This window comes from Hafnia sp. (genome assembly GCF_036648275.1).
GTDB lineage: Bacteria > Pseudomonadota > Gammaproteobacteria > Enterobacterales > Enterobacteriaceae > Hafnia > Hafnia alvei.
On record NZ_JAVXIQ010000039.1, the window covers coordinates 1 to 24,394 of the forward strand.

Genomic DNA, 24,394 nt, shown 5'->3' on the forward strand with positions numbered 1-24,394 from the left:
AAGGCGTTTTCATCAAGAAAATCAGCCTGTCCACCACCATGGGTGCTGGCGTAGCAATCGAACAGGGTAGCCTGACCGCAGTAGCTAACTAATTCTCTCAGAGAATAGCTAATTGCGTTTTCGCTTTACGCGGGCGCGAGATTTGTATAAAATCTGACGCCCGCGCATTCTTTAATGAATATAAAGCGAACGAATTTTCGGTTGGAGTCTGGCCTTATCCAGACCTCCGTCCAAGACCGCAGGTGCATCGAAAGATGCTTAATCGTCCTGCGTAGACGGTGACAGAACCTAAAAAATCTTTTGATTACTGGATTCTGCTCACCGTATTTAACGCCTAGACCGTTTTCGGTTTTAGGTGATGTGAGTTCCGGGGAATCCTCCCCGGCCAAAATCCAGGAGCTAAAGCTAATGGCATTAAATCTTCAAGACAAACAAGCGATTGTTGCTGAAGTCATCGAAGTAGCCAAAGGCGCGCACTCTGCTGTTATCGCTGACTCTCGTGGCGTAACCGTAGATAAAATGACTGAACTGCGTAAAGCAGGTCGTGAAGCTGGCGTTTACATGCGTGTTGTTCGCAACACCTTGATGCGTCGCATCGTTGAAGGCACTCCTTTCGAATGCCTGAAAGACACGTTTGTTGGTCCAACCTTAGTTGCATTTTCTATGGAACACCCGGGCGCAGCTGCTCGTCTGTTCAAAGATTTCGCGAAAGCGAATGCAAAATTTGAGGTTAAAGCTGCAGCCTTTGAAGGTGAGTTGATTCCAGCGGCTCAGATCGACCGCCTGGCAACTCTGCCAACTTACGAAGAAGCAATCGCACGCCTGATGGCAACCATGAAAGAAGCCTCTGCAGGCAAATTGGTTCGCACTCTGGCTGCTCTGCGCGATCAGAAAGAAGCTGCTTAATCAGCCTTTCTTTTCTAACGTGTTTGCTTACGTATAATCTATTTCTGAATTTTAGGAACAATTTTTATGTCTATCTCTAAAGACGATATCTTGAATGCAGTTTCCGAAATGTCTGTAATGGACGTTGTTGAACTGATCTCCATGATGGAAGAGAAGTTCGGTGTTTCTGCTGCTGCAGCTGTAGCTGTTGCTGCGGGTCCAGCTGAAGCTGCTGAAGAAAAAACTGAATTTGACGTTATTCTGAAAGCTGTTGGCGCTAACAAAGTTGCAGTGATCAAAGCTGTACGTGGCGCAACTGGTCTGGGCTTGAAAGAAGCTAAAGACCTGGTTGAATCTGCACCAGCTACACTGAAAGAAGGCGTTAGCAAAGATGACGCTGAAGGCCTGAAAAAATCTCTGGAAGAAGCTGGCGCTGAAGTTGAAGTTAAATAAGCCAACTTTTCTGGTTGCAGCCTGAGAAATTAGGCTGATGGCTGGTGACTTTTTAGTCACCAGCCTTTTTGCGCTGTAAGGCGCCAGTAGCATTTCACACTGTTTGACTACTGCTGTGCCTTTCAATGTTTGTTTCTATCGACGCCTTAATATATTGCGACAGAGCATCTGTTCTGTGTAAATCGCAACGAAATGGTTTAAGCGTGATAGCAACAGGCATTGCGGAAAGTATTCGATTTTCCGGTCAACAAAATAGTGTTGCACAAACTGTCCCTTCGTCGGACAGATGGGTCGACTTGTCAGCGAGCTGAGGAACCCTAATGGTTTACTCCTATACCGAGAAAAAACGTATTCGTAAGGATTTTGGTAAACGTCCGCAAGTGTTGGACATACCTTATCTCCTTTCTATCCAGCTTGACTCGTTTCAGAAGTTCATCGAGCAAGATCCTGAAGGGCAGTATGGTCTGGAAGCAGCTTTCCGTTCCGTTTTCCCTATTAAGAGCTATAGCGGTAATTCTGAGCTGCAGTACGTCAGCTACCGCCTTGGCGAACCGGTGTTTGACGTTCAGGAATGTCAGATCCGTGGCGTGACCTATTCCGCACCGCTGCGCGTAAAACTGCGTCTGGTGATCTACGAGCGCGAAGCGCCGGAAGGCACCGTAAAAGACATTAAAGAACAAGAAGTCTACATGGGTGAAATTCCGCTCATGACGGACAACGGTACCTTTGTTATCAACGGTACTGAGCGTGTTATCGTTTCCCAGTTACACCGTAGTCCTGGCGTCTTCTTTGACTCCGACAAAGGTAAAACCCACTCTTCGGGTAAAGTACTGTATAACGCGCGTATCATTCCTTACCGTGGTTCCTGGCTGGATTTCGAATTCGATCCGAAGGACAACCTGTTCGTACGTATTGACCGTCGCCGCAAACTGCCTGCGACCATTATTCTGCGTGCGCTGCAGTACACCACTGAGCAGATCCTTGACCTGTTCTTTGAGAAAGTTGTCTTCGAAATTCGTGACAACAAGCTGCAGATGGAACTGGTGCCGGAACGCCTGCGTGGTGAAACCGCCTCTTTTGATATCGAAGCTAACGGCAAGATCTATGTCGAAAAAGGTCGTCGCATCACTGCGCGTCATATTCGTCAGCTGGAAAAAGACGATATCAAGCTTATCGAAGTTCCGGTTGAGTACATCGCGGGTAAAGTTGCCGCTAAAGACTACGTTGACGAATCCACCGGTGAGCTGATTTGCGCAGCTAACATGGAGCTGAGCCTGGATCTGCTGGCTAAACTGAGCCAGTCTGGTCACAAGCGTATCGAAACGCTGTTCACCAATGATCTGGATCACGGTGCGTATATTTCTGAAACGATTCGCGTCGATCCAACCAACGATCGTCTGAGTGCACTGGTAGAAATCTACCGCATGATGCGCCCGGGTGAGCCGCCGACTCGCGAAGCGGCTGAAAGCCTGTTCGAGAACCTGTTCTTCTCCGAAGACCGCTATGATCTGTCTGCGGTTGGTCGTATGAAGTTCAACCGTTCTCTGCTGCGTGACGAGATCGAAGGTTCCGGTATTCTGAGCAAAGACGACATCATCGAAGTGATGAAGAAGCTCATCGATATTCGTAACGGTAAAGGCGAAGTCGATGACATCGACCACCTCGGCAACCGTCGTATCCGTTCCGTGGGCGAAATGGCGGAGAACCAGTTCCGCGTTGGCCTGGTACGTGTTGAGCGTGCGGTGAAAGAGCGTCTGTCTCTGGGCGATCTGGATACCCTGATGCCTCAGGATATGATCAACGCCAAGCCGATTTCTGCCGCAGTGAAAGAGTTCTTTGGTTCCAGCCAGCTGTCTCAGTTTATGGACCAGAACAACCCGCTGTCTGAGATTACGCACAAACGTCGTATCTCTGCACTCGGTCCAGGCGGTCTGACCCGTGAACGCGCAGGCTTCGAAGTTCGAGACGTACACCCGACTCACTACGGTCGTGTATGTCCAATCGAAACGCCTGAAGGTCCGAACATCGGTCTGATCAACTCCCTGTCCGTGTACGCACAGACTAACGAATACGGCTTCCTTGAGACTCCGTACCGTAAAGTGACCGACGGTGTTGTAACTGACGAAATTCATTACCTTTCTGCTATCGAAGAAGGCAACTACGTTATCGCTCAGGCGAACTCCAACCTGGATGACGAAGGCCACTTTGTAGAAGATCTGGTTACCTGCCGTAGCAAAGGCGAATCCAGCTTGTTCAGCCGCGACCAGGTTGACTACATGGACGTATCCACCCAGCAGGTGGTATCCGTCGGTGCGTCCCTGATCCCGTTCCTGGAACACGATGACGCCAACCGTGCATTGATGGGTGCGAACATGCAACGTCAGGCGGTTCCGACTCTGCGCGCTGATAAGCCGCTGGTTGGTACCGGTATGGAACGTGCTGTAGCCGTCGACTCCGGTGTTACCGCTGTTGCTAAACGTGGTGGTGTAATCCAGTACGTTGATGCTTCTCGTATCGTTATCAAAGTTAACGAAGATGAGATGTATCCGGGCGAAGCAGGCATTGATATTTATAACCTGACCAAATACACCCGTTCTAACCAGAACACCTGCATCAGCCAGATGCCGTGCGTCAATCTGGGCGAACCAATTGAACGTGGCGACGTGCTGGCTGACGGCCCGTCTACCGATCTGGGTGAATTGGCTCTGGGTCAGAACATGCGCGTGGCATTCATGCCATGGAACGGTTACAACTTCGAAGACTCCATCTTGGTGTCTGAGCGTGTTGTACAGGAAGATCGCTTCACTTCTATCCACATCCAGGAACTGGCTTGTGTGTCTCGTGACACCAAACTGGGGCCTGAAGAGATCACCGCTGACATCCCTAACGTGGGTGAAGCTGCGCTCTCTAAACTGGATGAATCCGGTATCGTTTATATCGGTGCAGAAGTGAAAGGTGGTGACATTCTGGTTGGTAAAGTAACGCCTAAAGGCGAAACTCAGCTGACTCCAGAAGAGAAACTACTGCGCGCTATCTTCGGTGAGAAAGCATCTGATGTTAAAGATTCTTCTCTGCGCGTTCCAAACAGCGTTTCTGGTACCGTTATCGACGTACAGGTCTTTACTCGCGACGGCGTAGAAAAAGACAAACGTGCGCTTGAAATCGAAGAGATGCAGCTGAAGCAGGCTAAGAAAGACCTGACTGAAGAACTGCAGATCTTGGAAGCTGGCTTGTTTGCCCGTATCCACGACGTACTGGTATCTGGTGGTGTTGAAGCTGAGAAATTGGCTAAGCTGCCACGCGACCGCTGGTTAGAACTGGGTCTGGCTGATGAAGCTAAACAGAACCAGCTCGAGCAGTTGGCTGAGCAGTACGACGAACTGAAATCTGATTTCGAGAAGAAACTGGATGCTAAGCGTCGTAAGATCACTCAGGGCGACGATCTGGCTCCAGGCGTACTGAAAATTGTTAAGGTTTATCTGGCTGTTAAACGTCAGATCCAGCCTGGTGACAAGATGGCAGGCCGCCACGGTAACAAGGGTGTTATCTCCAAGATCAACCCGATCGAAGATATGCCTTACGATGAAAACGGTACTCCGGTAGACATCGTACTGAACCCGCTGGGCGTACCATCACGTATGAACATCGGTCAGATCCTGGAAACCCACTTGGGTATGGCTGCAAAAGGTATTGGTGAGAAAATTAACGCCATGCTGAAGCAGCAGCAGGAAGTGGCCAAGCTGCGTGAGTTCATTCAGAAAGCCTACGATCTGGGCGATAATACGCGTCAGACCGTTGATCTGAGCACCTTCACCGACGACGAAGTTATGCGTCTGGCTGAGAACCTGAAAAAAGGTCTGCCAATCGCAACACCAGTCTTCGACGGTGCGAAAGAGAAAGAAATCAAAGAGCTTCTGACATTAGGTGGCATTCCTACCTCTGGTCAGATCACGCTGTTTGATGGCCGTACCGGCGAGCAGTTCGAGCGTCAGGTTACTGTCGGCTACATGTATATGCTGAAACTGAACCACTTGGTTGATGACAAAATGCATGCGCGTTCTACCGGTTCTTACAGCCTGGTTACTCAGCAGCCGCTGGGTGGTAAGGCTCAGTTCGGTGGTCAGCGCTTCGGGGAGATGGAAGTATGGGCGCTGGAAGCATATGGCGCGGCATACACCCTGCAGGAAATGCTCACCGTTAAGTCTGATGACGTAAATGGTCGTACCAAGATGTATAAAAACATCGTGGACGGCAACCATCAGATGGAACCAGGCATGCCAGAATCCTTCAACGTACTGTTGAAAGAGATTCGTTCGCTGGGTATCAACATCGAGCTGGAAGACGAGTAACTCTCGCTCAAACAGGTCACTGGTGCCGGGGTAAGACCCGGCGCCAGATTGTGCTAACTCCGACGGGAGCAAATCCGTGAAAGATTTATTAAAGTTTCTGAAAGCGCAGACTAAAACCGAAGAGTTTGATGCGATCAAAATTGCTCTGGCCTCGCCAGACATGATCCGTTCATGGTCTTTCGGTGAAGTTAAGAAGCCGGAAACCATTAACTACCGTACGTTCAAACCTGAGCGTGACGGCCTTTTCTGCGCCCGTATCTTTGGGCCGGTAAAAGATTACGAGTGCCTGTGCGGTAAGTACAAGCGCCTGAAACACCGTGGTGTGATCTGTGAGAAGTGCGGCGTTGAAGTGACCCAGACTAAAGTACGCCGTGAGCGTATGGGCCACATCGAGCTGGCGTCTCCGACTGCTCACATCTGGTTCCTGAAATCGCTGCCGTCCCGTATCGGTCTGCTGCTCGATATGCCGCTGCGCGATATCGAACGCGTACTGTACTTCGAATCATATGTTGTTATCGAAGGCGGTATGACCAACCTGGAACGTCAACAGATCCTGACTGAAGAGCAGTATCTGGACGCGCTGGAAGAGTTCGGTGACGAATTCGACGCGAAGATGGGTGCGGAAGCTATCCAGGCCCTGCTGAAGAGCATGGATCTGGAGCAAGAGTGTGAAACTCTGCGCGAAGAGCTGAACGAAACCAACTCCGAAACTAAGCGTAAAAAGCTGACCAAGCGTATCAAACTGCTGGAAGCGTTCGTACAGTCTGGCAACAAGCCAGAGTGGATGATCCTGACCGTTCTGCCGGTTCTGCCGCCAGATCTGCGTCCACTGGTTCCGCTGGATGGTGGTCGTTTTGCGACTTCTGACCTGAACGATCTGTATCGTCGCGTCATTAACCGTAACAACCGTCTGAAACGTCTGCTGGATCTGGCTGCGCCGGACATCATCGTACGCAACGAAAAACGTATGCTGCAGGAAGCGGTTGACGCCCTGTTGGATAACGGTCGTCGTGGTCGTGCGATCACCGGTTCGAACAAACGTCCTCTGAAATCTTTGGCCGATATGATCAAAGGTAAGCAGGGTCGTTTCCGTCAGAACCTGTTGGGTAAGCGTGTTGACTACTCCGGTCGTTCTGTAATCACCGTAGGTCCATACCTGCGTCTGCATCAGTGCGGTCTGCCGAAGAAAATGGCACTGGAGCTGTTCAAACCGTTCATCTACGGCAAGCTGGAACTGCGTGGCCTCGCCACCACCATCAAAGCCGCTAAGAAAATGGTTGAGCGTGAAGAAGCTGTCGTTTGGGATATCCTGGACGAAGTTATCCGCGAACACCCGGTACTGCTGAACCGTGCACCAACACTGCACCGTTTGGGTATCCAGGCATTTGAACCGGTACTGATCGAAGGTAAAGCTATCCAGCTGCACCCGCTGGTTTGTGCGGCATATAACGCCGACTTCGATGGTGACCAGATGGCTGTTCACGTACCGCTGACGCTGGAAGCCCAGCTCGAAGCGCGTGCGCTGATGATGTCTACCAACAACATCCTGTCTCCAGCGAACGGCGAACCTATCATCGTTCCGTCTCAGGACGTTGTATTGGGTCTGTACTACATGACCCGTGACTGTGTTAACGCCAAAGGCGAAGGCATGGTGCTGACTGGCCCGAAAGAAGCTGAGCGTATTTATCGCGCAGGTCTGGCCTCTCTGCATGCGCGCGTTAAAGTGCGTATCACCGAATACGAAAAAGATGAAAACGGCGAATTCGTTGCGCACACCAGCCTGAAAGACACGACCGTTGGTCGCGCCATTCTGTGGATGATCGTACCGAAAGGTCTGCCTTTCTCTATCGTCAACCAGGCGCTGGGTAAGAAAGCGATCTCCAAAATGCTGAACACCTGTTACCGCATTTTGGGTCTGAAGCCGACCGTTATCTTCGCTGACCAGACAATGTACACCGGCTTTGCTTATGCAGCGCGTTCAGGTGCATCTGTTGGTATTGATGACATGGTCATCCCAGAGAAGAAACACGAGATCATCTCTGAAGCGGAAGCTGAAGTTGCTGAGATCCAGGAACAGTTCCAGTCTGGTCTGGTAACCGCAGGCGAACGTTACAACAAAGTTATCGATATCTGGGCTGCGGCGAACGATCGTGTATCCAAAGCGATGATGGATAACCTGCAAACCGAAACCGTTATTAACCGTGACGGCGTCGAAGAGCAGCAGGTTTCCTTCAACAGCATCTACATGATGGCCGACTCCGGTGCGCGTGGTTCTGCAGCACAGATTCGTCAGCTGGCCGGTATGCGTGGTCTGATGGCGAAGCCAGATGGCTCCATCATCGAAACGCCAATCACCGCGAACTTCCGTGAAGGTCTGAACGTACTCCAGTACTTCATCTCTACTCACGGTGCTCGTAAAGGCTTGGCGGATACCGCACTGAAAACTGCGAACTCCGGTTACCTGACTCGTCGTCTGGTAGACGTAGCGCAAGACTTGGTCGTTATCGAAGATGACTGTGGTACCCACAACGGCATCGTGATGACTCCGGTTATCGAAGGTGGTGACGTTAAAGAGCCACTGCGCGATCGCGTATTGGGTCGTGTAACGGCTGAAGAAGTTCTGAAGCCAGGCACCGCAGATATTCTGGTTCCACGTAACACCCTGCTGAATGAAAAATGGTGTGATCTGTTAGAAGAACACTCCGTTGACATCATCAAGGTTCGTTCCGTTGTTAGCTGTGAAACCGACTTCGGTGTGTGTGCACACTGCTACGGTCGTGACTTGGCTCGTGGCCACATCATCAACAAGGGTGAGGCAATCGGGGTTATCGCGGCACAGTCCATCGGTGAACCAGGTACACAGCTGACGATGCGTACGTTCCACATCGGTGGTGCGGCATCTCGTGCGGCAGCAGAGTCCAGCATTCAGGTGAAAAACAAAGGTCATCTGAAACTGAACAACGCTAAGTTCGTTCTGAATAGCGATAAGAAGCTGGTTATTACCTCTCGTAATACCGAGCTGAAACTGATCGACGAATTCGGCCGTACTAAAGAAAGCTATAAAGTGCCTTACGGCTCTGTTATGGCTAAAGGCGATGGCGCTGAAGTCAACGGCGGCGAAACTGTAGCTAACTGGGACCCGCATACCATGCCGGTTGTTTCAGAAGTTAGCGGTTTCATCCGTTTCACTGACATCATCGATACTCAGACCATTACCCGCCAGACCGACGAACTGACCGGTTTGTCTTCTCTGGTTGTTCTGGATTCTGCAGAGCGTACCGGTAGCGGTAAAGATCTGCGTCCAGCACTGAAAATCGTTGACGCTAAAGGCGACGATGTATTGATCCCAGGCACCGATATGGCTGCTCAATACTTCCTGCCAGGTAAAGCGATCGTTCAGTTGGAAGATGGTACTCAGATCCATGCGGGTGACACCTTGGCGCGTATTCCTCAGGAATCCGGCGGTACCAAGGATATTACCGGTGGTCTGCCACGCGTTGCTGACCTGTTCGAAGCACGTCGTCCGAAAGAACCTGCGATCTTGGCAGAAATTACGGGTGTCATTTCCTTCGGTAAAGAAACCAAAGGTAAACGTCGTCTGGTAATTACTCCGCTGGATGGTAGCGAACCGTACGAAGAGATGATTCCGAAATGGCGTCAGCTGAACGTGTTCGAAGGCGAACGTGTAGAACGTGGTGACGTGGTTTCCGATGGTCCAGAATCTCCGCATGACATTCTGCGTCTGCGTGGCGTTCATGCTGTGACTCGTTATATCACCAACGAAGTGCAGGACGTTTACCGTCTGCAAGGCGTTAAGATTAACGATAAACACATCGAAGTCATCGTGCGTCAGATGCTGCGTAAAGCAACCATCGATAGCGCTGGTAGCTCTGAGTTCCTGGAAGGCGAACAGGTTGAGTTCTCTCGCGTTAAAATCGCGAACCGTGAGTTGGAAGCGAACGGCAAGATTGCGGCAACATACAGCCGTGACCTGCTGGGTATCACCAAAGCTTCTCTGGCGACTGAGTCCTTCATCTCTGCGGCTTCGTTCCAGGAAACAACTCGCGTTCTGACCGAAGCTGCCGTTGCTGGCAAGCGTGATGAACTGCGCGGCCTGAAAGAAAACGTAATCGTGGGTCGTCTGATCCCAGCCGGTACTGGTTACGCTTATCATCAGGATCGTGCTCGCCGTAAAGCTCAGGGCGAAGCTCCTGTTGCTCCACAGGTGAGTGCGGAAGAAGCTACTGCTAACTTGGCAGAGCTGCTGAACGCAAGCATGCGTGGCGACGACGAGTAATCGTTGATTCGTGCCTAATAAAAACCGCTCTTCGGAGCGGTTTTTTTATGTCTGAAATTTAGAAAATAACTTTAAACGAGGCAGGCTAACCGAGCTTCGGAGACTCGGTTAGCCTGTTTTGGTCAGCAGAGCTTAGAGGGATGAATGAGCTCTGACTAATGCCTTAGGCTGCATCAGTGGATGTACTTTATGCTGCCTAATTTCTATTGCTACCCGAAGGTTTTTAAACTGGAATATACGCTATTCAGAAACGTCTTTAGTTGCAGCGTTGCCTTTAAAGCTGCGGCGTTCTTCCCAAATATCCATCCCAGTCTTTCCATACCGGCTGTAGCCCTGATGAAACGAGTGATGCTGCTACCTGCGCTGGCGTTCGTCCATCGTGCGGGGTGAACTGCTCAAGTTCGGGATGATTATCGGCATAGCCTCCGGGCTGGGTTTTTGAAAATGCGCTGACGTTATTGATGGCCAATGGCACGACGTTATCCCTGAATTCAGGTGATTCACGCGTGGAGAGGGAGAGCTCAATCTCGGGGGCAAAAATACGAAATGCACAAATGGTTTGCACCAGCTGTGCTTCATCCATAATTGATGCCGGTTCGATACCACCGGTACAAGGGCGTAAGCGCGGGAACGAAATAGAGTATCGGCTCTGCCAATAAGTTTGCTGAAGCCATGTTAAATGCTCGGCAACCATAAAGCAGTCGGTTCGCCAATTATCCGATAACCCAATCAGTGCACCTATCCCGATCTTGTCGATCCCTGCTTTGCCTAAACGATCGGGAGTTTCAAGTCGCCAAAAGAAATCCTGCTTATTTCCTTTTAAGTGATGTTGAGCGTAGACCGAGGGATGATAGGTTTCTTGATAGACCATCACGCCGTCTAACCCTAGCGTTTTGAGCTCTGCATATTCTTCCTGTGCCAATGGCTGAACTTCCATCATTAGCGAACTGAAATGACGCCGGATTTTAGGTAAATGTTGGCGGAAATAATCCATCCCGACTTTTGCCTGATGCTCGCCGGTGACTAACAAAAGACTGTCAAAACCCATAGCGCGAATGGCTTCACATTCACGTTCTATCTCAGCTTCATTCAGCGTTTTGCGCTTAAGGCGGTTACTCATGGAGAAGCCGCAATAGGTGCAATCGTTAGCGCATAGATTTGAGAGATAAAGGGGAACGTAAAACCCTACCGTGTTGCCGAAGCGTTGGCGTGTAAGCTGCTGTGCTTTGTGCGCCATAGGTTCGAGATAGCGAGCTGCCGCTGGTGATAGCAGAGCCAACATATCTTCACGATCGGGCCGTGCGGCCATTAATGCACGTTCAACATCGGCATTAGTTTTGGCGTTAATTCTTAGCCCGATATCATCCCAGTTCAGCTGTTGCCAGCGTTGTGTGAAGGTTTCCACAATCTAAACCTCCTGTTTCGATGAATGCAAAAAACCAGTCAGTGGGCTGGTGGCGCTGGCATGATGGCTTGGAGAACCCAAACCGCTTTGGTAAGCAATCCTGCCAGCCTCAACGGCGAGCCTAAAAGCTTTTGCCATCGCTACGGGATCACGAGCAACAGCGATAGCGGTGTTAACCAAAACGGCGTCTGCGCCCAGCTCCATCGCTGCGCTGGCATGGCTAGGGGCACCGATCCCAGCATCGACAATCACTGGGACCTTTGCTTGTTCAATAATGATTTGTAGAAACTCTCGGGTAATAATCCCCTGATTAGAGCCAATAGGTGCGCCAAGCGGCATGACGGCGGCACAGCCAACTTCTTCTAAACGTTTGCACAGCACAGGATCGGCACCGCAATACGGTAAAACGACAAAACCCGCCTTCACTAATATTTCTGCCGCTTTGAGGGTTTCTATGGGATCTGGCAGCAGGTAGCGAACGTCGGGATGAATTTCAAGTTTTACCCAGTGAGTCCCCAGTGCCTCGCGAGCCAGCTTAGCCGCAAATACGGCCTCTTCGGCAGTTTTGGCTCCAGAAGTATTGGGCAGCAGGTTGGCATTAAGCTTGCCAAGCGGATCAAGAATGGCGTCGTTGCCACTTTTAAGATCAACGCGTTTCATTGCCATCGTAATGAGCTGAGAGCCAGACTCATTTAGCGCTGCGAGCATTTTCTCCGCCGAAGAAAACTTTCCGGTTCCGGTGAAAAGGCGTGAAGAAAACGTTTTATCTGCAATCTGTAACATCTCAACCTCCAGCAATAGCTTGGAACACCACAACGTCATCTCCTTCGGCGAGCTGGTGAGTTGCCCATTGCTCGCGAGGGAGAATCGTTTGATTAAGCGCCAGCGCGGTGCCTTGCTGGTGTCGGCCCAGTTGTGTCAGTAAATCCTCGACGCTGATGGGAGTATCGAGCGTTATTTTTTCATCGTTGACGGTGATCTTCATACGTTATGTGCTCCGCATACTGGGCAGGCAGGAGCACGTTTCAGGCCAAACGTACGCCAGCTCTGCTGACGTCCATCGAATAGCCGCAGCTTTCCGGCTAAAGCAGAAGGCATACCGGCGAGCATCTTGATGGCTTCTAGTGCTTGGAGTGTACCGATCACGCCCACAACTGGGCCAAGTACGCCGGCATTACGGCAATTACGCTGAGGCTCCACGTCGTCTGGCCATAGACATCGATAACAGCCCTGTGCAAACGGCGGTTCAATGACCATCAGTTGCCCGCCAAATCCAACGGCACTGCCGCTGATCAACGGTTTATTTTGGGACACGCAGGCAGAATTTACCGCCTGGCGCGTAGGCATGTTGTCGCTACAGTCGAGGATTAAATCGACCTGTGCCACGGCTTGACTAAGAGCATCACCGGTTAAGCGTTCCGATAGGGTAATGAACTCCACCTGAGGATTCAGATCCTCTAAGCGTAGCTTTGCTGTTTCCGCTTTAGATTGCTCTAGATCACGGGTGGTATATAGGATCTGGCGCTGGAGATTGCTGATATGCAGACGATCGTCGTCAGCGAGTAGGATCTTACCGACGCCCGCGGCCGCCAAATACAAGGCTGCCGGAGCGCCTAACCCACCCAATCCAACAATTAAAACGCTAGCGGCGCTGAGATTTTCCTGTCCCTGAGAACCAATTTCTTCTAGCAGCAGCTGGCGGCTATAGCGCATAAAATCGTGATCGCTAAGCATCGTTGGCTCTCCGATCCTCAATAAGCTGTAGCAAGGTATCAGTAGCTGCCAGCCAGTCCGGTGCCTGCGTAATGGCGCTGACTACGGCAACGCTGCCCACGCCACATTCCAGTACTGCCGGAACGCGTTCGATGCTGATCCCGCCGATAGCGACGGTGGAATAATCAGGAATACGGGCAACCTGCCGTTTGAGATCGATAAGCCCCTGTGGCTCAGAGGGCATCAGTTTGGTTTGGGTGGGAAATATATGGCCTAATGCGATATATGAAGGGCGATAAGACAGAGCACGATCCATTTCGGCATCGTCATGTGTGGAGAGTCCTAAATGAAGCTGCGCGTCGCTGATTGCTTGAAGATCGGCGATATCTAGATCTTCTTGGCCTAGGTGGACGCCGTAAGCACGATGTTTAATGGCGAGTTGCCAATAATCGTTAATAAATAAACGAGCCTGATAGTGTCGGCCTAAGGCAATGGCGTGAGCGATATCAGATTCTACCGCTTGTTCAGGTTGATCTTTAATTCGTAACTGGATCGTGCGTACGCCTGCTTTGAGCAGGCGCTCAATCCATTCAACGCTATCGACGACGGGATAAAGACCAAGGCGTTGTTCGGTTGCTGGGAAGGTTAATGAGGTCATTGGCTTTTCTCCGTTTGTAGGTTACTGGCGGTGTGATAGATCTCGCTACCTTTCGCACGAAAGGCTTCAGACATCTGCGCCATACCCACTTCAACCGGCTGAGCTAATTCTTCTTGTTTTGCGGCATAATCACGCACTTCCTGAGAGATCTTCATTGAGCAAAATTTTGGCCCACACATGGAGCAAAAATGTGCCACTTTGCCTGATTCTTGAGGCAGCGTTTCGTCGTGATAGGCTCTTGCCGTATGAGGGTCTAGTGCCAGATTGAACTGATCTTCCCAGCGGAATTCAAAGCGGGCTTTTGACATGGCATTGTCGCGGATCTGAGCACCCGGATGCCCTTTAGCAAGATCGGCGGCATGCGCTGCGATCTTGTAAGTGATGAGACCTTGTTTGACGTCTTCTTTGTTGGGTAATCCCAAATGCTCTTTTGGGGTGACATAACAGAGCATGGCACAACCAAACCAGCCAATCATGGCGGCGCCGATCCCCGAAGTGAAATGGTCATAACCCGGAGCAATATCCGTTGTCAGTGGCCCCAGCGTATAAAAAGGGGCTTCGTGGCAGTGCTCTAGCTCTTCGGTCATGTTACGGCGGATCATCTGCATTGGCACATGCCCGGGGCCTTCGATCATGACTTGAACATCATATTCCCACGCAATCTTGGTGAGCTCGCCGAGCGTATGGAGTTCTGCAAACTGAGCTTCATCGTTAGCATCTTGAATCGAGCCCGGACGCAGCCCATCGCCAAGTGATAGCGCCACATCGTAGGCCGCACAGATTTCACAAATTTCACGGAAGCGCTCGAAGAGGAAGTTTTCTTTATGATGCGAAAGGCACCATTTGGCCATAATAGAACCGCCGCGGGAGACGATCCCTGTAAGGCGTTTGGCCGTCATTGGAACGTAGCGTAACAGCACTCCGGCGTGAATAGTAAAATAGTCGACGCCTTGTTCTGCCTGTTCTAGCAGCGTATCACGGAAGATATCCCAGTTAAGATTTTCAGCAATACCATTCACTTTTTCCAATGCTTGGTAGATCGGAACGGTGCCGATTGGCACTGGGCTGTTGCGTAAAATCCACTCTCGCGTTTCATGAATATAGCGGCCGGTGGACAAATCCATCACGGTATCTGCGCCCCAACGAGTAGACCAAACCAGCTTTTCCACTTCTTCTTCAATCGAAGAGGTCACGGCGGAGTTACCGATATTTGCGTTCACCTTCACCAAGAAATTACGCCCAATAATCATAGGTTCTGATTCTGGATGATTGATATTGGAAGGGATAATGGCGCGTCCGGCAGCAACTTCACTGCGGACAAATTCGGCCGTGATATCTTTTGGCAGCAGTGCACCAAAATTTTGCCCAGGATGTTGCTGACGCAGTACATCGCCACGAATACGTTCGCGGCCCATGTTTTCACGGATAGCGATGAACTCCATTTCTGGCGTGACGATCCCCTGACGTGCGTAATGAAGCTGTGTTACACATTTGCCAGTTTTAGCGCGACGTGGCTGTGGCAGGTTGTCGAAGCGTAAATGATCGAGCCCGTCATCGGCTAAGCGCTGTTGGGTATAGGCGGAGCTCAGCTGATCCAGCGACTCGGTATCACCTCGCTCGGCAATCCATTGGTGGCGCAGCGGCTTCAGGCCATTGCGTACGTCCAAATCGGCATTGGGATCGCCGTAGGGACCCGCCGTATCGTAAACCGGAATCGGCTCGTTGGGCTCATATTGTGGGTTATCTTTGCTGCCACCGAGCAGCGTTGGGCTAAGCTGGATCTCGCGCATCGGCACGCGAATATCCTCACGCGAGCCGGTTAGATAGATGCGTTGGGAGTTAGGATAGGCTTCACCGCGTAGATGATCGATAAAGGCCTGAGCCTGCGCGCGTTGCTCACGGCGAGAAAGTGGAGCTTGGTTCGTTTCTTTTTTATTCATAGACATAGCAAATTCCTACCAGTGTTCTGGTTTAACAATGATTAAAAATCAAGTTGGAGAATTGCTTGTCTGGAGCTCGGAGGGAGTAATAGATAGCAGGCACCCCATCAGCAATAGAAAAATGCGGGTGGGTGCAAAGGATTACTCTTGTTCCCTTCGCGGGTATTAACCCGATCAGGTTCCGCGGATCCCGAATTAACGGTCTCAGCCTGAAGTGGGAAAGGATCCCGCTTACTAGGCACTCCGACAAGAGTGCCCAGTGTAGGAGCGGGAGAGCAAAACTGCAAGCTGTTAACTAAGCTGTAATGTCTATGCTACTTTCAGGCGTTATGCTGGGCGCGCCAATGAATCATCATTATCCGCCGCGGGCGTATTGGCCTGCCAGATGTCATAGGCAATTTGGATCAGGTTGTCTTCTAAGGCAAAACGGGCAGCTAGCGTTTCCCCAATGTGTGAAAGGGCGTCATGGAGAGCTAAACACTCTTCTTCGCTCAGTTCGTCATCGGTAAAGCGATCGTGGAACGCCATAATTAGCTTGGTATTATCGTGTAACGCGGGATAGATTTTTTTTGTTACTGCCATATGCGGACTGTCATCGCCGCCAACCAGCTCTACGATACGATCGTAAACATGGAAATGACCGGCGGAGAGATAATCAACCAGATTGTGGCAGAAGTTCTCCAGCGCTTTTTCATTGAGCGGGGTATGCTTTTCTTTATTTGGTTTAATACCAACCAGTGCACAATAGGCCACGAGTAGTTGCTTGCGGGCTTGCAACCATTGGTCGATTAATTCATTACTACCACCTACGCGTTGAGTCAGATGTTCGAGACGGTTGAGCATATATTCAACTCCATGAGGTAAATGTTACAAATTAGCAACAATCGAATGCCAGATTAGCAGAGGTTTAATGTCAAAGATATGGAACAACAGTTAAAAGATGATGACACCGGCTGGTGGGTGATTAGCCATGAAGGTAAGGTCTGGCTACCCCGTGGCGATCTGCCTTTTGGTTCTGCCCTGCAATGGCAATTAAGCACCAAATCGGCGCACCAAATTGGCGAGTGGGAAGGGCATCCCATGTGGTTGATAGAAGAGGTTCGTCGGCAAGATATGGTGTCAGTTCGCCAACTGATTGACGTTGATCGCGGCCTTTTCCAGCTTGTTGGCCGTGGTGTCCAACTGGCCGAGTTTTTCCGCTCCCATACGTTTTGCGGCTATTGTGGACATGAGATGTACTCCAGCCGTTCAGAGTGGGCAAGTATATGCCCGAATTGCCGCCAGCGTTATTATCCGCAAATTGCGCCGTGCATTATTGTGGCTATTCGTCGCGGCGATGAAATCCTTTTGGCGCAGCATAAGCGTCATCGGAACGGAATACATACCGTTTTGGCAGGATTTGTTGAGGTGGGCGAAACGCTTGAACAGGCTGCCGCGCGTGAAATTATGGAAGAGAGCCGCGTTCAAATTAAAAACCTGCGTTATGTGGCCTCTCAGCCATGGCCGTTCCCGCATTCATTGATGGTGGCCTTCATGGCTGACTACGCAGGCGGAGAGCTTAAACACGATCCGAAAGAGTTATTGAATGCGGGCTGGTATCGCTATGACAATCTACCTCAGCTGCCGCCAGCAGGTACGGTCGCGCGGCGTTTAATCGAAGATACCGTGGCACTTTGTCGAGAAGACACAGAAGGCGAATAACGCATGCTACAATGCGATGAGATTATTTAGGGAGCCAAAGGATGACTGAACTGAAGAACGACCGCTACCTGCGCGCACTATTGCGCCAGCCTGTAGACATAACACCGGTATGGATGATGCGTCAGGCCGGACGTTATTTGCCAGAATATAAAGCCACCCGTGCTCAGGCCGGTGATTTTATGTCTTTGTGCAAAAATGCTGAGTTAGCCTGTGAAGTTACACTTCAACCGCTGCGCCGTTATGCGCTAGATGCGGCAATTCTGTTTTCAGACATTTTGACTATCCCTGATGCGATGGGGCTTGGGCTCTATTTTGAAACGGGTGAAGGCCCTCGTTTCTCATCACCGATTACCTGTAAAGCCGATGTGGAAAAGCTGCCTGTTCCCGACCCTGAAGATGAACTGGGGTATGTGATGAACGCGGTACGCACCATCCGTAAAAATCTGGATGGACAGGTTCCACTGATTGGCTTCTCTGGAAGCCCTTGGACGCTCGCGACCTATATGGTGGAAGGTGGCAGTAGCAAAGCTTTCACCAAAATTAAAAAGATGATGTATGCCGAGCCAGCAACGCTGCATTTGTTGCTGGATAAACTGGCCGATAGCGTGATTTTGTACCTCAATGCGCAGATCCGCGCTGGCGCTCAGTCAGTCATGATTTTCGATACATGGGGTGGCGTGCTGACTGGCCGTGACTATCGCCTGTTCTCGCTGCACTACATGCATAAAATCGTTGATGGGCTGATTCGTGAAAATGACGGTCGCCGTGTTCCAGTGACGTTATTCACCAAAGGTGGTGGTCAGTGGCTGGAAGCTATGGCTGAAACCGGCTGTGATGCGCTAGGTTTGGATTGGAGCACGGACATCGCCGATGCTCGTCGCCGTGTCGGTGACAAAGTTGCGTTGCAAGGTAATATGGACCCTTCCATGCTGTATGCACCTGCGGCTCGAATTGAGCAGGAAGTCTCGACTATCCTCGAAGGTTTTGGAGAAGGGACTGGGCACGTATTCAATCTTGGTCACGGTATTCATCAGGATGTGTCACCAGAGAATGCAGGAACCTTTGTTGAGGCTGTCCATCGGCTTTCAGCTAAGTATCATCGATAGGACTTAAAGCATGGATATGCAGGCACTGCGCGAAGAGCAGGTGGAAAAAGCGAGCCAGATTGTCCGTACCGACGATCTAGGGTTTGAACAACCGACGCTTATCGCCGGTGCTGATGTGGGTTTTGAGCAAGGGGGCGACGTCACGCGAGCGGCTATCGCGGTGTTACGTTATCCCTCCCTTGAGCTGGTGGAATACCAGATAGCACGTATCGAAACCCAAATGCCCTATATCCCTGGTTTCCTTTCGTTTCGTGAATATCCTGCGCTGCTCAAAGCGTGGGGTATGCTACAACACCGGCCACAGCTGGTGGTGGTCGATGGACAGGGGATTGCACATCCGCGTCGCTTAGGCGTTGCTAGCCATTTTGGCTTGCTTGCGGATGTTCCCACTATCGGCGTTGCTAAAAGCCGCCTGTGCGGCCAATTTGCCCCTTTAGATGATGCCGTGGGTGCCTTGCAGCCGCTGAATGACAAACAAGAGCAAATTGGTTGGGTTTGGCGCAGCAAACCACGCTGTAACCCGTTGTTTATATCAACGGGGCATCGCATCAGTTTGCCTACGGCTTTATCTTTTATTCAAAGCTGTATGCGAGGCTATCGCTTACCTGAACCAACGCGTTGGGCAGATGCTATCGCCTCTAATCGACCAGCTTTTCAACGCTGGTTACTCCAAGATTCTGATAATCGCGTGTAGATATAGGGATCTCTTGATTTTTCAGTTACACTGCGCCGGAATTATTTTTCAGAGACTTACTTTTCTCTAAGAGACTTAGCATGCTGCGTAACCCGATTCACAAACGGCTAGAAAAGCTGGAAAGCTGGCAACACCTTACGTTCATCGCCAGTTTGTGTGAACGTATGTACCCAAATTATCAGGCATTTTGCCTGCAAACCGGATTTGGCGATCCTATGGTTTACCGCCGAATTCTGGATCTGATTTGGGAAACATTGACGGTAAAAGACGCCAAAGTGAATTTCGACAACCAGTTAGAGAAACTGGAAGAGGCAATTCCGTCAGCTGACGACTATGATATTTACGGCGTTTACCCTGCGATTGACGCTTGTATTGCGTTGGGTGAAGCTGTGCACTCCCGTTTAAGTGGTGAGATGCTAGAACATGCGATTACGGTCAGTGAAACATCACTGCGTACCGTCGGCATGCTGGAAATGACTCAGGCCGGTCGTGAAATGACCGATGAAGAGTTGAAAGAATTACCGGCAATGCAAGATGAGTTAGACATCCAATGGGAGATTTTCCGCCTACTCGTTGAATGCGAGGAGCGCGATTTAGAGCTCATCAAAGGATTAAGATCTGACCTGCGTGAAGCAGGTGTCAGTAATATCGGTGTAAATTTAGCGCAATAAGACGGCAAAACGTGATTTAACACCTGATTTGTCGTCCCTTAAGGCTTCACATTCGTACCCCGGTTGTTCTACATTTGGGGGGCGTAAAAAAAGTGGCTATCGGTGCGTGTATGCAGGAGAGTGCTGTCAATCGGCATATCCGTCGCACTCGATGCTTTGCAAACGATAAACACACTGTAAGGATAACTTATGAACAAGACTCAACTGATTGATGTAATCGCGGAAAAAGCTGACCTGTCTAAAACTCAGGCTAAAGCAGCTCTGGAATCTACTCTGGCGGCGATTACCGAGTCTCTGAAAGAAGGTGATGCTGTACAATTGGTTGGTTTCGGTACTTTTAAAGTGAATCATCGTAACGAGCGCACTGGCCGCAACCCGCAGACTGGTATGGAAATCAAAATTGCAGCAGCAAACGTACCAGCGTTCGTTTCTGGTAAAGCTCTGAAAGACGCAGTTAAATAAGACCGCGTGATTCACAGCCTGTTTGTGAAAGAAGTAAACAGGGGGGCGTTGACGCCCCTTTTGTTCATCTGTAAGCCTGTGGCGGCATTACTGATCGCGGCAGGGCTTTCTGTGACGCTCTCTGGTTGCAGTACGCAAAACACGTCTCCTCGCTTTACTGCAACTGGCTATATTGCCGATCAAGGCATGATGCGCATTTGGCGTAAAGACGATCCTCAGCATCAGCCACAGACCATTATGGGTGTCTATAGCCCCTTAGAAGGGAAAGGCACGGTAATCAGCTATTACGCCTATCAAGATGGCAAATTGAACCTAGTACGGCAAACCGTGCAGGGCAATGAGCAAAACGTTCTTGAGCTTCGTTTAGATGAGAAGGGTGAAATAAGTTTTATGCAGCGCCAAATTGGCGATCAGCGACAGCTGCTCACGTCTGACGATATCGCTCGCAGCCAATATCAGTCCCGCCATATGGTTGAAGTCTCAGAAGCACTGCGAGTTGGTAAGGTTCACCTTATCCAAGGCCGTTGGCAGAATGGTCAGTTCACGAGCTGCGCGGGAGAAACTCAATCTCTGAAGCTAGAAGCGTGGCAGCTGAATTGGATCGAAAGCCGAGCCGCACGTTCGTCTCAGCCTCTCGGGATCGCATGGCTTGATGCACCTGAAGGCCGCCAATTATTGCTGGCAGCCAATGAAGATTTTTGCAGTTGGGAACCGACGGTAGATACGCTGTAAAGAAAACCGAGAACCACCGTGATGATCCTCGGTTTTAATATTATTAACGACCGCGCCCGATAGCCCGATAGCCAATATCCTGACGATAGAAACTCTCTTTCCAGCCGACCTGTTTTGCGAGCTGATAGGCATTTTTCTGTGCTTGCTCGATTCCATGTCCTAAGGCTGTTACGCACAATACGCGCCCGCCATTAGTCACCACATCGTTGCCCTGCATTTGGGTGCCTGCATGGAAAACTTTCTCGCCCTCTGCGGAAACCGACGGCAGGCCATGAATGACATCACCGGTTCGATAATCCCCAGGATATCCTCCTGCAGCGATCACGACGCCTAGCGCGTCACGCTCATCCCACAGTGACTCTTTCTCGTTTAATTTACCTTCAGCACCGGCTAGGCAAAGCTCTACCAAGTCTGATTTCATGCGTAGCATGATGGGCTGAGTTTCAGGGTCGCCAAATCGACAGTTAAATTCGATAACTTTTGGCTCGCCTTGAGCTGAAATCATCAGGCCTGCGTAAAGAAAACCAGAGTACGGGTTACCCTCTTTCGCCATGCCATGCACCGTTGGCCAGATGACTTCATCCATAACGCGCTGGTGGATCTCATCGGTTACCACCGGCGCCGGTGAATATGCACCCATGCCGCCGGTATTTGGCCCCGTATCGCCATCGCCGACTCGTTTATGATCTTGGCTGGTTGCCATTGGTAGCACGTTCTTTCCGTCAACCATGACGATAAAGCTCGCTTCTTCGCCGTCGAGAAACTCTTCAACAACGATGCGATGGCCTGCGTCACCGAATGCGTTGCCTGCCAACATATCGTGAACAGCGGCTTCGGCTTCTTCGAGCGTCATCGCAACAATGACGCCTTTGCCTGCGGCCAGACCGTCTGCTTTGATAACGATAGGCGCGCCTTGGCTACGGATATAGCTAATGGCGGGTTCGATATCGGTAAAGTTACGATACTGGGCTGTGGGAATACGATGACGAGCCAAGAAATCTTTGGTGAAGGCTTTTGAGCCTTCTAACTGAGCGGCTGCCTGTGATGGGCCGAAAATTTTCAGTCCTGCCGCTTGGAACGCATCCACGACGCCAATCACCAGCGGTGCTTCAGGGCCAACAATCGTTAGGCCAATATCATGGCTCTGGGCAAATGCCAAAAGCGCGTTGATATCGGTTGCTGAGATATCGACGTTTTCTAATGCCGGCTCCAGCGCAGTCCCCGCATTACCTGGGGCTACGTAGACTTTATCTGCTAACGGCGATTGAGCCGCTTTCCATGCTAGTGCGTGCTCACGGCCGCCGTTACCGATAATCAGGATATTCATGCGCTCACCTCAAAAGGTGCGCCCGCAGGCGCACGAAAAACAGAAGAGATTAATTAAGATAAAAAAGATTAATGACGGAAATGACGCATATCCGTGAAGATCATGGCGATCCCGTGCTCATTTGCAGCGGCGATGACTTCATCATCACGAATGGACCCCCCTGGCTGAATAACGCAGGTGATGCCGACGGATGCTGCAGCATCAATACCGTCGCGGAATGGGAAGAACGCATCTGATGCCATCACGGAACCCGCGACTTCTAATCCTTCATCAGCGGCTTTGATGCCGGCGATTTTGGCAGAGTACACGCGGCTCATCTGGCCAGCACCAATGCCGATGGTCATTTTGTCTCGGGCATAAACGATAGCGTTGGATTTCACAAATTTGGCTACTTTCCAGCAGAATAGCGCATCACGCATTTCCTGTTCGGTTGGTTGGCGAGTGGTGACAACGCGCAGGTCGGATTCTTTGACCATGCCTAAATCGCGGTCCTGAACCAGTAAGCCGCCGTTAACGCGTTTGAAATCTAATCCATTTTGGCGAGCATTCCATTCACCACAGGCTAAGACGCGCACGTTTTGTTTGGCTGCCAGCAGCTCAAGCGCAGGTTCGCTGATATGCGGGGCAATAATAACTTCGACAAACTGACGACTGATAATCGCCTGAGCGGTTTCGGCGTCGAGCTCACGGTTAAAGGCAATGATGCCGCCAAAGGCAGAAGTTGGGTCAGTTTTATAAGCGCGCTCGTAGGCATCTAAAATAGAACCACCAACGGCAACGCCACACGGGTTAGCATGCTTCACGATCACACAAGCGGGCTCGCTAAACTCTTTCACACATTCCAATGCTGCATCGGTATCGGCAATGTTGTTGTAAGAAAGCGCTTTGCCCTGAAGCTGATTGGCGGTTGCAACTGATGCTTCAGTCACATTCTCTTCTATATAGAAGGCAGCGTCTTGATGGCTATTCTCACCGTAGCGCATGTCTTGTTTCTTTATATAGCTAAGATTGAGTGTCCGTGGGAAGCGGCCAGAAGGTTCTTCAGTATTGCCATAATAAGGAGGAACCATCGTTCCAAAGTAATTCGCGATCATGCCATCGTAGGCAGCGGTGTGCTCGAATGCCTTAATGGCCAAATCGAAACGCGTTGCGTGGGTTAAAGAACCCTCATTGCTATCCATCTCATTAATGATGGCATCGAAGTCCCTATTGTTCACCACAATCGCAACGTCTTTATGATTCTTGGCTGCCGAGCGCACCATGGTTGGTCCACCGATATCGATATTCTCAACGGCGTCGGCTAAAGAGCAATCTGGGCGAGCTACGGTTTGAGCGAAGGGATAAAGATTCACAACAACCATATCGATAGGCTTAATATCGTGGTGAGACATAATGTCATCGTCTTGGCCGCGACGACCAAGAATTCCGCCATGCACCTTAGGATGCAAAGTCTTCACTCGCCCATCCATCATTTCGGGGAATCCGGTGTAATCAGAAACCTCGGTCACGGGTAAACCTGCTTCCGCTAACAGGCGGGCAGTGCCGCCAGTTGAAAGCAGCTCAACGCCACGCGAACTGAGCGCCTGAGCAAACTCAACAATACCGGCTTTATCAGATACGCTGAGTAGCGCACGGCGAATCGGACGGTAAGCGGAAGCTGAGCTCGTGTTTTGTGAACTGGAATGCATGGTAGTTATATCCCTCGGCTATGGAATCGCAATATAAAGAGCGTTATGTGAATACGGCATGCCCGTTTTATTCAAATAACGCCCCTTCGTTGGAAGAGGTCGAAAGATTTTAGCGCATCCAGATTGTAACGAAAACGTTTGCGTGATGCTCGTCAAATTTGTCACCAATATCGTTCTGTGGATAAGTTTGTGCACAAAAGGGTATAAGGCGGGGTTTTGCTGTGGAATGCAGCAAACGATCAATTTAATGGAAATTAAGGGTTGTCAGCCCGCGAGAACTCCCTATAATGCGCCTCCATCGACACGGAACATG

19 protein-coding genes, 1 pseudogene and 1 riboswitch are annotated in these 24,394 nt (G+C 50.6%); of the genes and pseudogenes, 11 read left to right on the forward strand and 9 right to left on the reverse strand.

Annotation, left to right across the window (positions count from 1 at the left end; all coding sequences use genetic code 11):
* From rplA to rpoC, 5 genes and pseudogenes are all read left to right on the forward strand, one after another.
* Nucleotides 1–92 (forward strand): annotated as a pseudogene (rplA, locus tag RSC70_RS19595) (50S ribosomal protein L1); the annotation flags it as partial.
* A gap of 316 nt (nucleotides 93–408) precedes the next feature.
* On the forward strand, nucleotides 409–906 hold the full coding sequence (gene rplJ / locus RSC70_RS19600) for a 50S ribosomal protein L10 (RefSeq protein ID WP_008815920.1): 498 nt from the start codon (nucleotides 409–411) through the stop codon (nucleotides 904–906).
* 66 nt (nucleotides 907–972) lie between these two features.
* Nucleotides 973–1,338, forward strand: coding sequence for a 50S ribosomal protein L7/L12 (gene rplL, locus RSC70_RS19605; protein WP_025802785.1), 366 nt, complete (start codon nucleotides 973–975; stop codon nucleotides 1,336–1,338).
* A gap of 320 nt (nucleotides 1,339–1,658) precedes the next feature.
* On the forward strand, nucleotides 1,659–5,687 hold the full coding sequence (gene rpoB, locus RSC70_RS19610; protein ID WP_332543298.1) for a DNA-directed RNA polymerase subunit beta: 4,029 nt from the start codon (nucleotides 1,659–1,661) through the stop codon (nucleotides 5,685–5,687).
* Nucleotides 5,688–5,763: 76 nt separating this feature from the next.
* Complete coding sequence (rpoC, locus tag RSC70_RS19615) at nucleotides 5,764–9,984, forward strand: DNA-directed RNA polymerase subunit beta' (RefSeq protein ID WP_332543300.1); 4,221 nt, start codon at nucleotides 5,764–5,766, stop codon at nucleotides 9,982–9,984.
* A gap of 274 nt (nucleotides 9,985–10,258) precedes the next feature.
* Here rpoC and thiH read toward each other — a convergent pair whose 3' ends face one another.
* From thiH to RSC70_RS19650, 7 genes are all read right to left on the reverse strand, one after another.
* Entirely contained in the window at nucleotides 10,259–11,389 is a 1,131-nt protein-coding gene (gene thiH, locus RSC70_RS19620; RefSeq protein WP_279078704.1) for a 2-iminoacetate synthase ThiH, read from the reverse strand.
* Nucleotides 11,390–11,392: 3 nt separating this feature from the next.
* On the reverse strand, nucleotides 11,393–12,172 hold the full coding sequence (locus tag RSC70_RS19625) for a thiazole synthase (RefSeq protein WP_279078706.1): 780 nt from the start codon (nucleotides 12,170–12,172) through the stop codon (nucleotides 11,393–11,395).
* Nucleotide 12,173: 1 nt separating this feature from the next.
* Nucleotides 12,174–12,374 (reverse strand): sulfur carrier protein ThiS, encoded by a 201-nt coding sequence (thiS, locus tag RSC70_RS19630; RefSeq protein WP_332543306.1) that lies wholly within the window; start codon nucleotides 12,372–12,374, stop codon nucleotides 12,174–12,176.
* A complete protein-coding gene (locus RSC70_RS19635; protein WP_332543308.1) occupies nucleotides 12,371–13,123 on the reverse strand; it encodes a HesA/MoeB/ThiF family protein in 753 nt (250 codons plus the stop codon). Before RSC70_RS19635 ends, thiS begins: the two co-directional genes overlap by 4 nt.
* Nucleotides 13,116–13,760 (reverse strand): thiamine phosphate synthase, encoded by a 645-nt coding sequence (thiE, locus tag RSC70_RS19640; protein ID WP_332543310.1) that lies wholly within the window; start codon nucleotides 13,758–13,760, stop codon nucleotides 13,116–13,118. The genes RSC70_RS19635 and thiE overlap by 8 nt, the downstream gene beginning before the upstream one ends.
* Entirely contained in the window at nucleotides 13,757–15,706 is a 1,950-nt protein-coding gene (thiC, locus tag RSC70_RS19645; protein ID WP_332543312.1) for a phosphomethylpyrimidine synthase ThiC, read from the reverse strand. Before thiC ends, thiE begins: the two co-directional genes overlap by 4 nt.
* 128 nt (nucleotides 15,707–15,834) lie before the next feature.
* Nucleotides 15,835–15,956, reverse strand: a riboswitch (TPP riboswitch).
* Between the two features lie 71 nt (nucleotides 15,957–16,027).
* Nucleotides 16,028–16,543 (reverse strand): Rsd/AlgQ family anti-sigma factor, encoded by a 516-nt coding sequence (locus tag RSC70_RS19650; protein WP_025802803.1) that lies wholly within the window; start codon nucleotides 16,541–16,543, stop codon nucleotides 16,028–16,030.
* 78 nt (nucleotides 16,544–16,621) lie between these two features.
* Between RSC70_RS19650 and nudC the strand changes: the two genes are divergently transcribed.
* The 6 genes from nudC (at nucleotide 16,622) to RSC70_RS19680 (ending at nucleotide 21,066) form a co-directional block, all read left to right on the forward strand.
* A complete protein-coding gene (gene nudC, locus RSC70_RS19655; protein ID WP_332543314.1) occupies nucleotides 16,622–17,401 on the forward strand; it encodes an NAD(+) diphosphatase in 780 nt (259 codons plus the stop codon).
* Between the two features lie 41 nt (nucleotides 17,402–17,442).
* Complete coding sequence (gene hemE / locus RSC70_RS19660; protein ID WP_332543316.1) at nucleotides 17,443–18,507, forward strand: uroporphyrinogen decarboxylase; 1,065 nt, start codon at nucleotides 17,443–17,445, stop codon at nucleotides 18,505–18,507.
* A gap of 10 nt (nucleotides 18,508–18,517) precedes the next feature.
* Entirely contained in the window at nucleotides 18,518–19,201 is a 684-nt protein-coding gene (gene nfi / locus RSC70_RS19665) for a deoxyribonuclease V (RefSeq protein ID WP_304187476.1), read from the forward strand.
* A gap of 80 nt (nucleotides 19,202–19,281) precedes the next feature.
* A complete protein-coding gene (locus RSC70_RS19670) occupies nucleotides 19,282–19,872 on the forward strand; it encodes a YjaG family protein (protein ID WP_004089424.1) in 591 nt (196 codons plus the stop codon).
* Between the two features lie 189 nt (nucleotides 19,873–20,061).
* A complete protein-coding gene (hupA, locus tag RSC70_RS19675; RefSeq protein ID WP_004089422.1) occupies nucleotides 20,062–20,334 on the forward strand; it encodes a nucleoid-associated protein HU-alpha in 273 nt (90 codons plus the stop codon).
* Between the two features lie 78 nt (nucleotides 20,335–20,412).
* Nucleotides 20,413–21,066: a DUF1481 domain-containing protein gene (locus RSC70_RS19680; RefSeq protein WP_332543320.1), complete on the forward strand. Its 654-nt coding sequence runs from the start codon at nucleotides 20,413–20,415 to the stop codon at nucleotides 21,064–21,066.
* Nucleotides 21,067–21,109: 43 nt separating this feature from the next.
* On the opposite strand, the gene purD is transcribed toward RSC70_RS19680, so the two are convergent.
* Both purD and purH read right to left on the reverse strand, forming a co-directional pair.
* A complete protein-coding gene (gene purD, locus RSC70_RS19685; protein WP_172722577.1) occupies nucleotides 21,110–22,393 on the reverse strand; it encodes a phosphoribosylamine--glycine ligase in 1,284 nt (427 codons plus the stop codon).
* A 68-nt stretch (nucleotides 22,394–22,461) separates the two neighbouring features.
* A complete protein-coding gene (purH, locus tag RSC70_RS19690; protein ID WP_332543324.1) occupies nucleotides 22,462–24,081 on the reverse strand; it encodes a bifunctional phosphoribosylaminoimidazolecarboxamide formyltransferase/IMP cyclohydrolase in 1,620 nt (539 codons plus the stop codon).
* Between the last annotated feature and the right edge of the window lie 313 nt (nucleotides 24,082–24,394).

Excerpts from the sequence above, each read along its gene's own strand:
- rplL (WP_025802785.1), top strand. The coding sequence starts at position 973 with ATGTCTATCTCTAAAGACGATATCTTGAATGCAGTTTCCGAAATGTCT.
- rpoB (WP_332543298.1), top strand. The coding sequence starts at position 1,659 with ATGGTTTACTCCTATACCGAGAAAAAACGTATTCGTAAGGATTTTGGT.
- RSC70_RS19650 (WP_025802803.1), bottom strand. The coding sequence starts at position 16,543 with ATGCTCAACCGTCTCGAACATCTGACTCAACGCGTAGGTGGTAGTAAT.
- thiS (WP_332543306.1), bottom strand. The coding sequence starts at position 12,374 with ATGAAGATCACCGTCAACGATGAAAAAATAACGCTCGATACTCCCATC.
- nudC (WP_332543314.1), top strand. The coding sequence starts at position 16,622 with ATGGAACAACAGTTAAAAGATGATGACACCGGCTGGTGGGTGATTAGC.
- rplJ (WP_008815920.1), top strand. The coding sequence starts at position 409 with ATGGCATTAAATCTTCAAGACAAACAAGCGATTGTTGCTGAAGTCATC.
- nfi (WP_304187476.1), top strand. The coding sequence starts at position 18,518 with ATGGATATGCAGGCACTGCGCGAAGAGCAGGTGGAAAAAGCGAGCCAG.
- purD (WP_172722577.1), bottom strand. The coding sequence starts at position 22,393 with ATGAATATCCTGATTATCGGTAACGGCGGCCGTGAGCACGCACTAGCA.
- RSC70_RS19625 (WP_279078706.1), bottom strand. The coding sequence starts at position 12,172 with ATGTTACAGATTGCAGATAAAACGTTTTCTTCACGCCTTTTCACCGGA.
- hupA (WP_004089422.1), top strand. The coding sequence starts at position 20,062 with ATGAACAAGACTCAACTGATTGATGTAATCGCGGAAAAAGCTGACCTG.
- RSC70_RS19635 (WP_332543308.1), bottom strand. The coding sequence starts at position 13,123 with ATGCTTAGCGATCACGATTTTATGCGCTATAGCCGCCAGCTGCTGCTA.
- thiE (WP_332543310.1), bottom strand. The coding sequence starts at position 13,760 with ATGACCTCATTAACCTTCCCAGCAACCGAACAACGCCTTGGTCTTTAT.
- thiC (WP_332543312.1), bottom strand. The coding sequence starts at position 15,706 with ATGTCTATGAATAAAAAAGAAACGAACCAAGCTCCACTTTCTCGCCGT.
- hemE (WP_332543316.1), top strand. The coding sequence starts at position 17,443 with ATGACTGAACTGAAGAACGACCGCTACCTGCGCGCACTATTGCGCCAG.
- RSC70_RS19670 (WP_004089424.1), top strand. The coding sequence starts at position 19,282 with ATGCTGCGTAACCCGATTCACAAACGGCTAGAAAAGCTGGAAAGCTGG.
- purH (WP_332543324.1), bottom strand. The coding sequence starts at position 24,081 with ATGCATTCCAGTTCACAAAACACGAGCTCAGCTTCCGCTTACCGTCCG.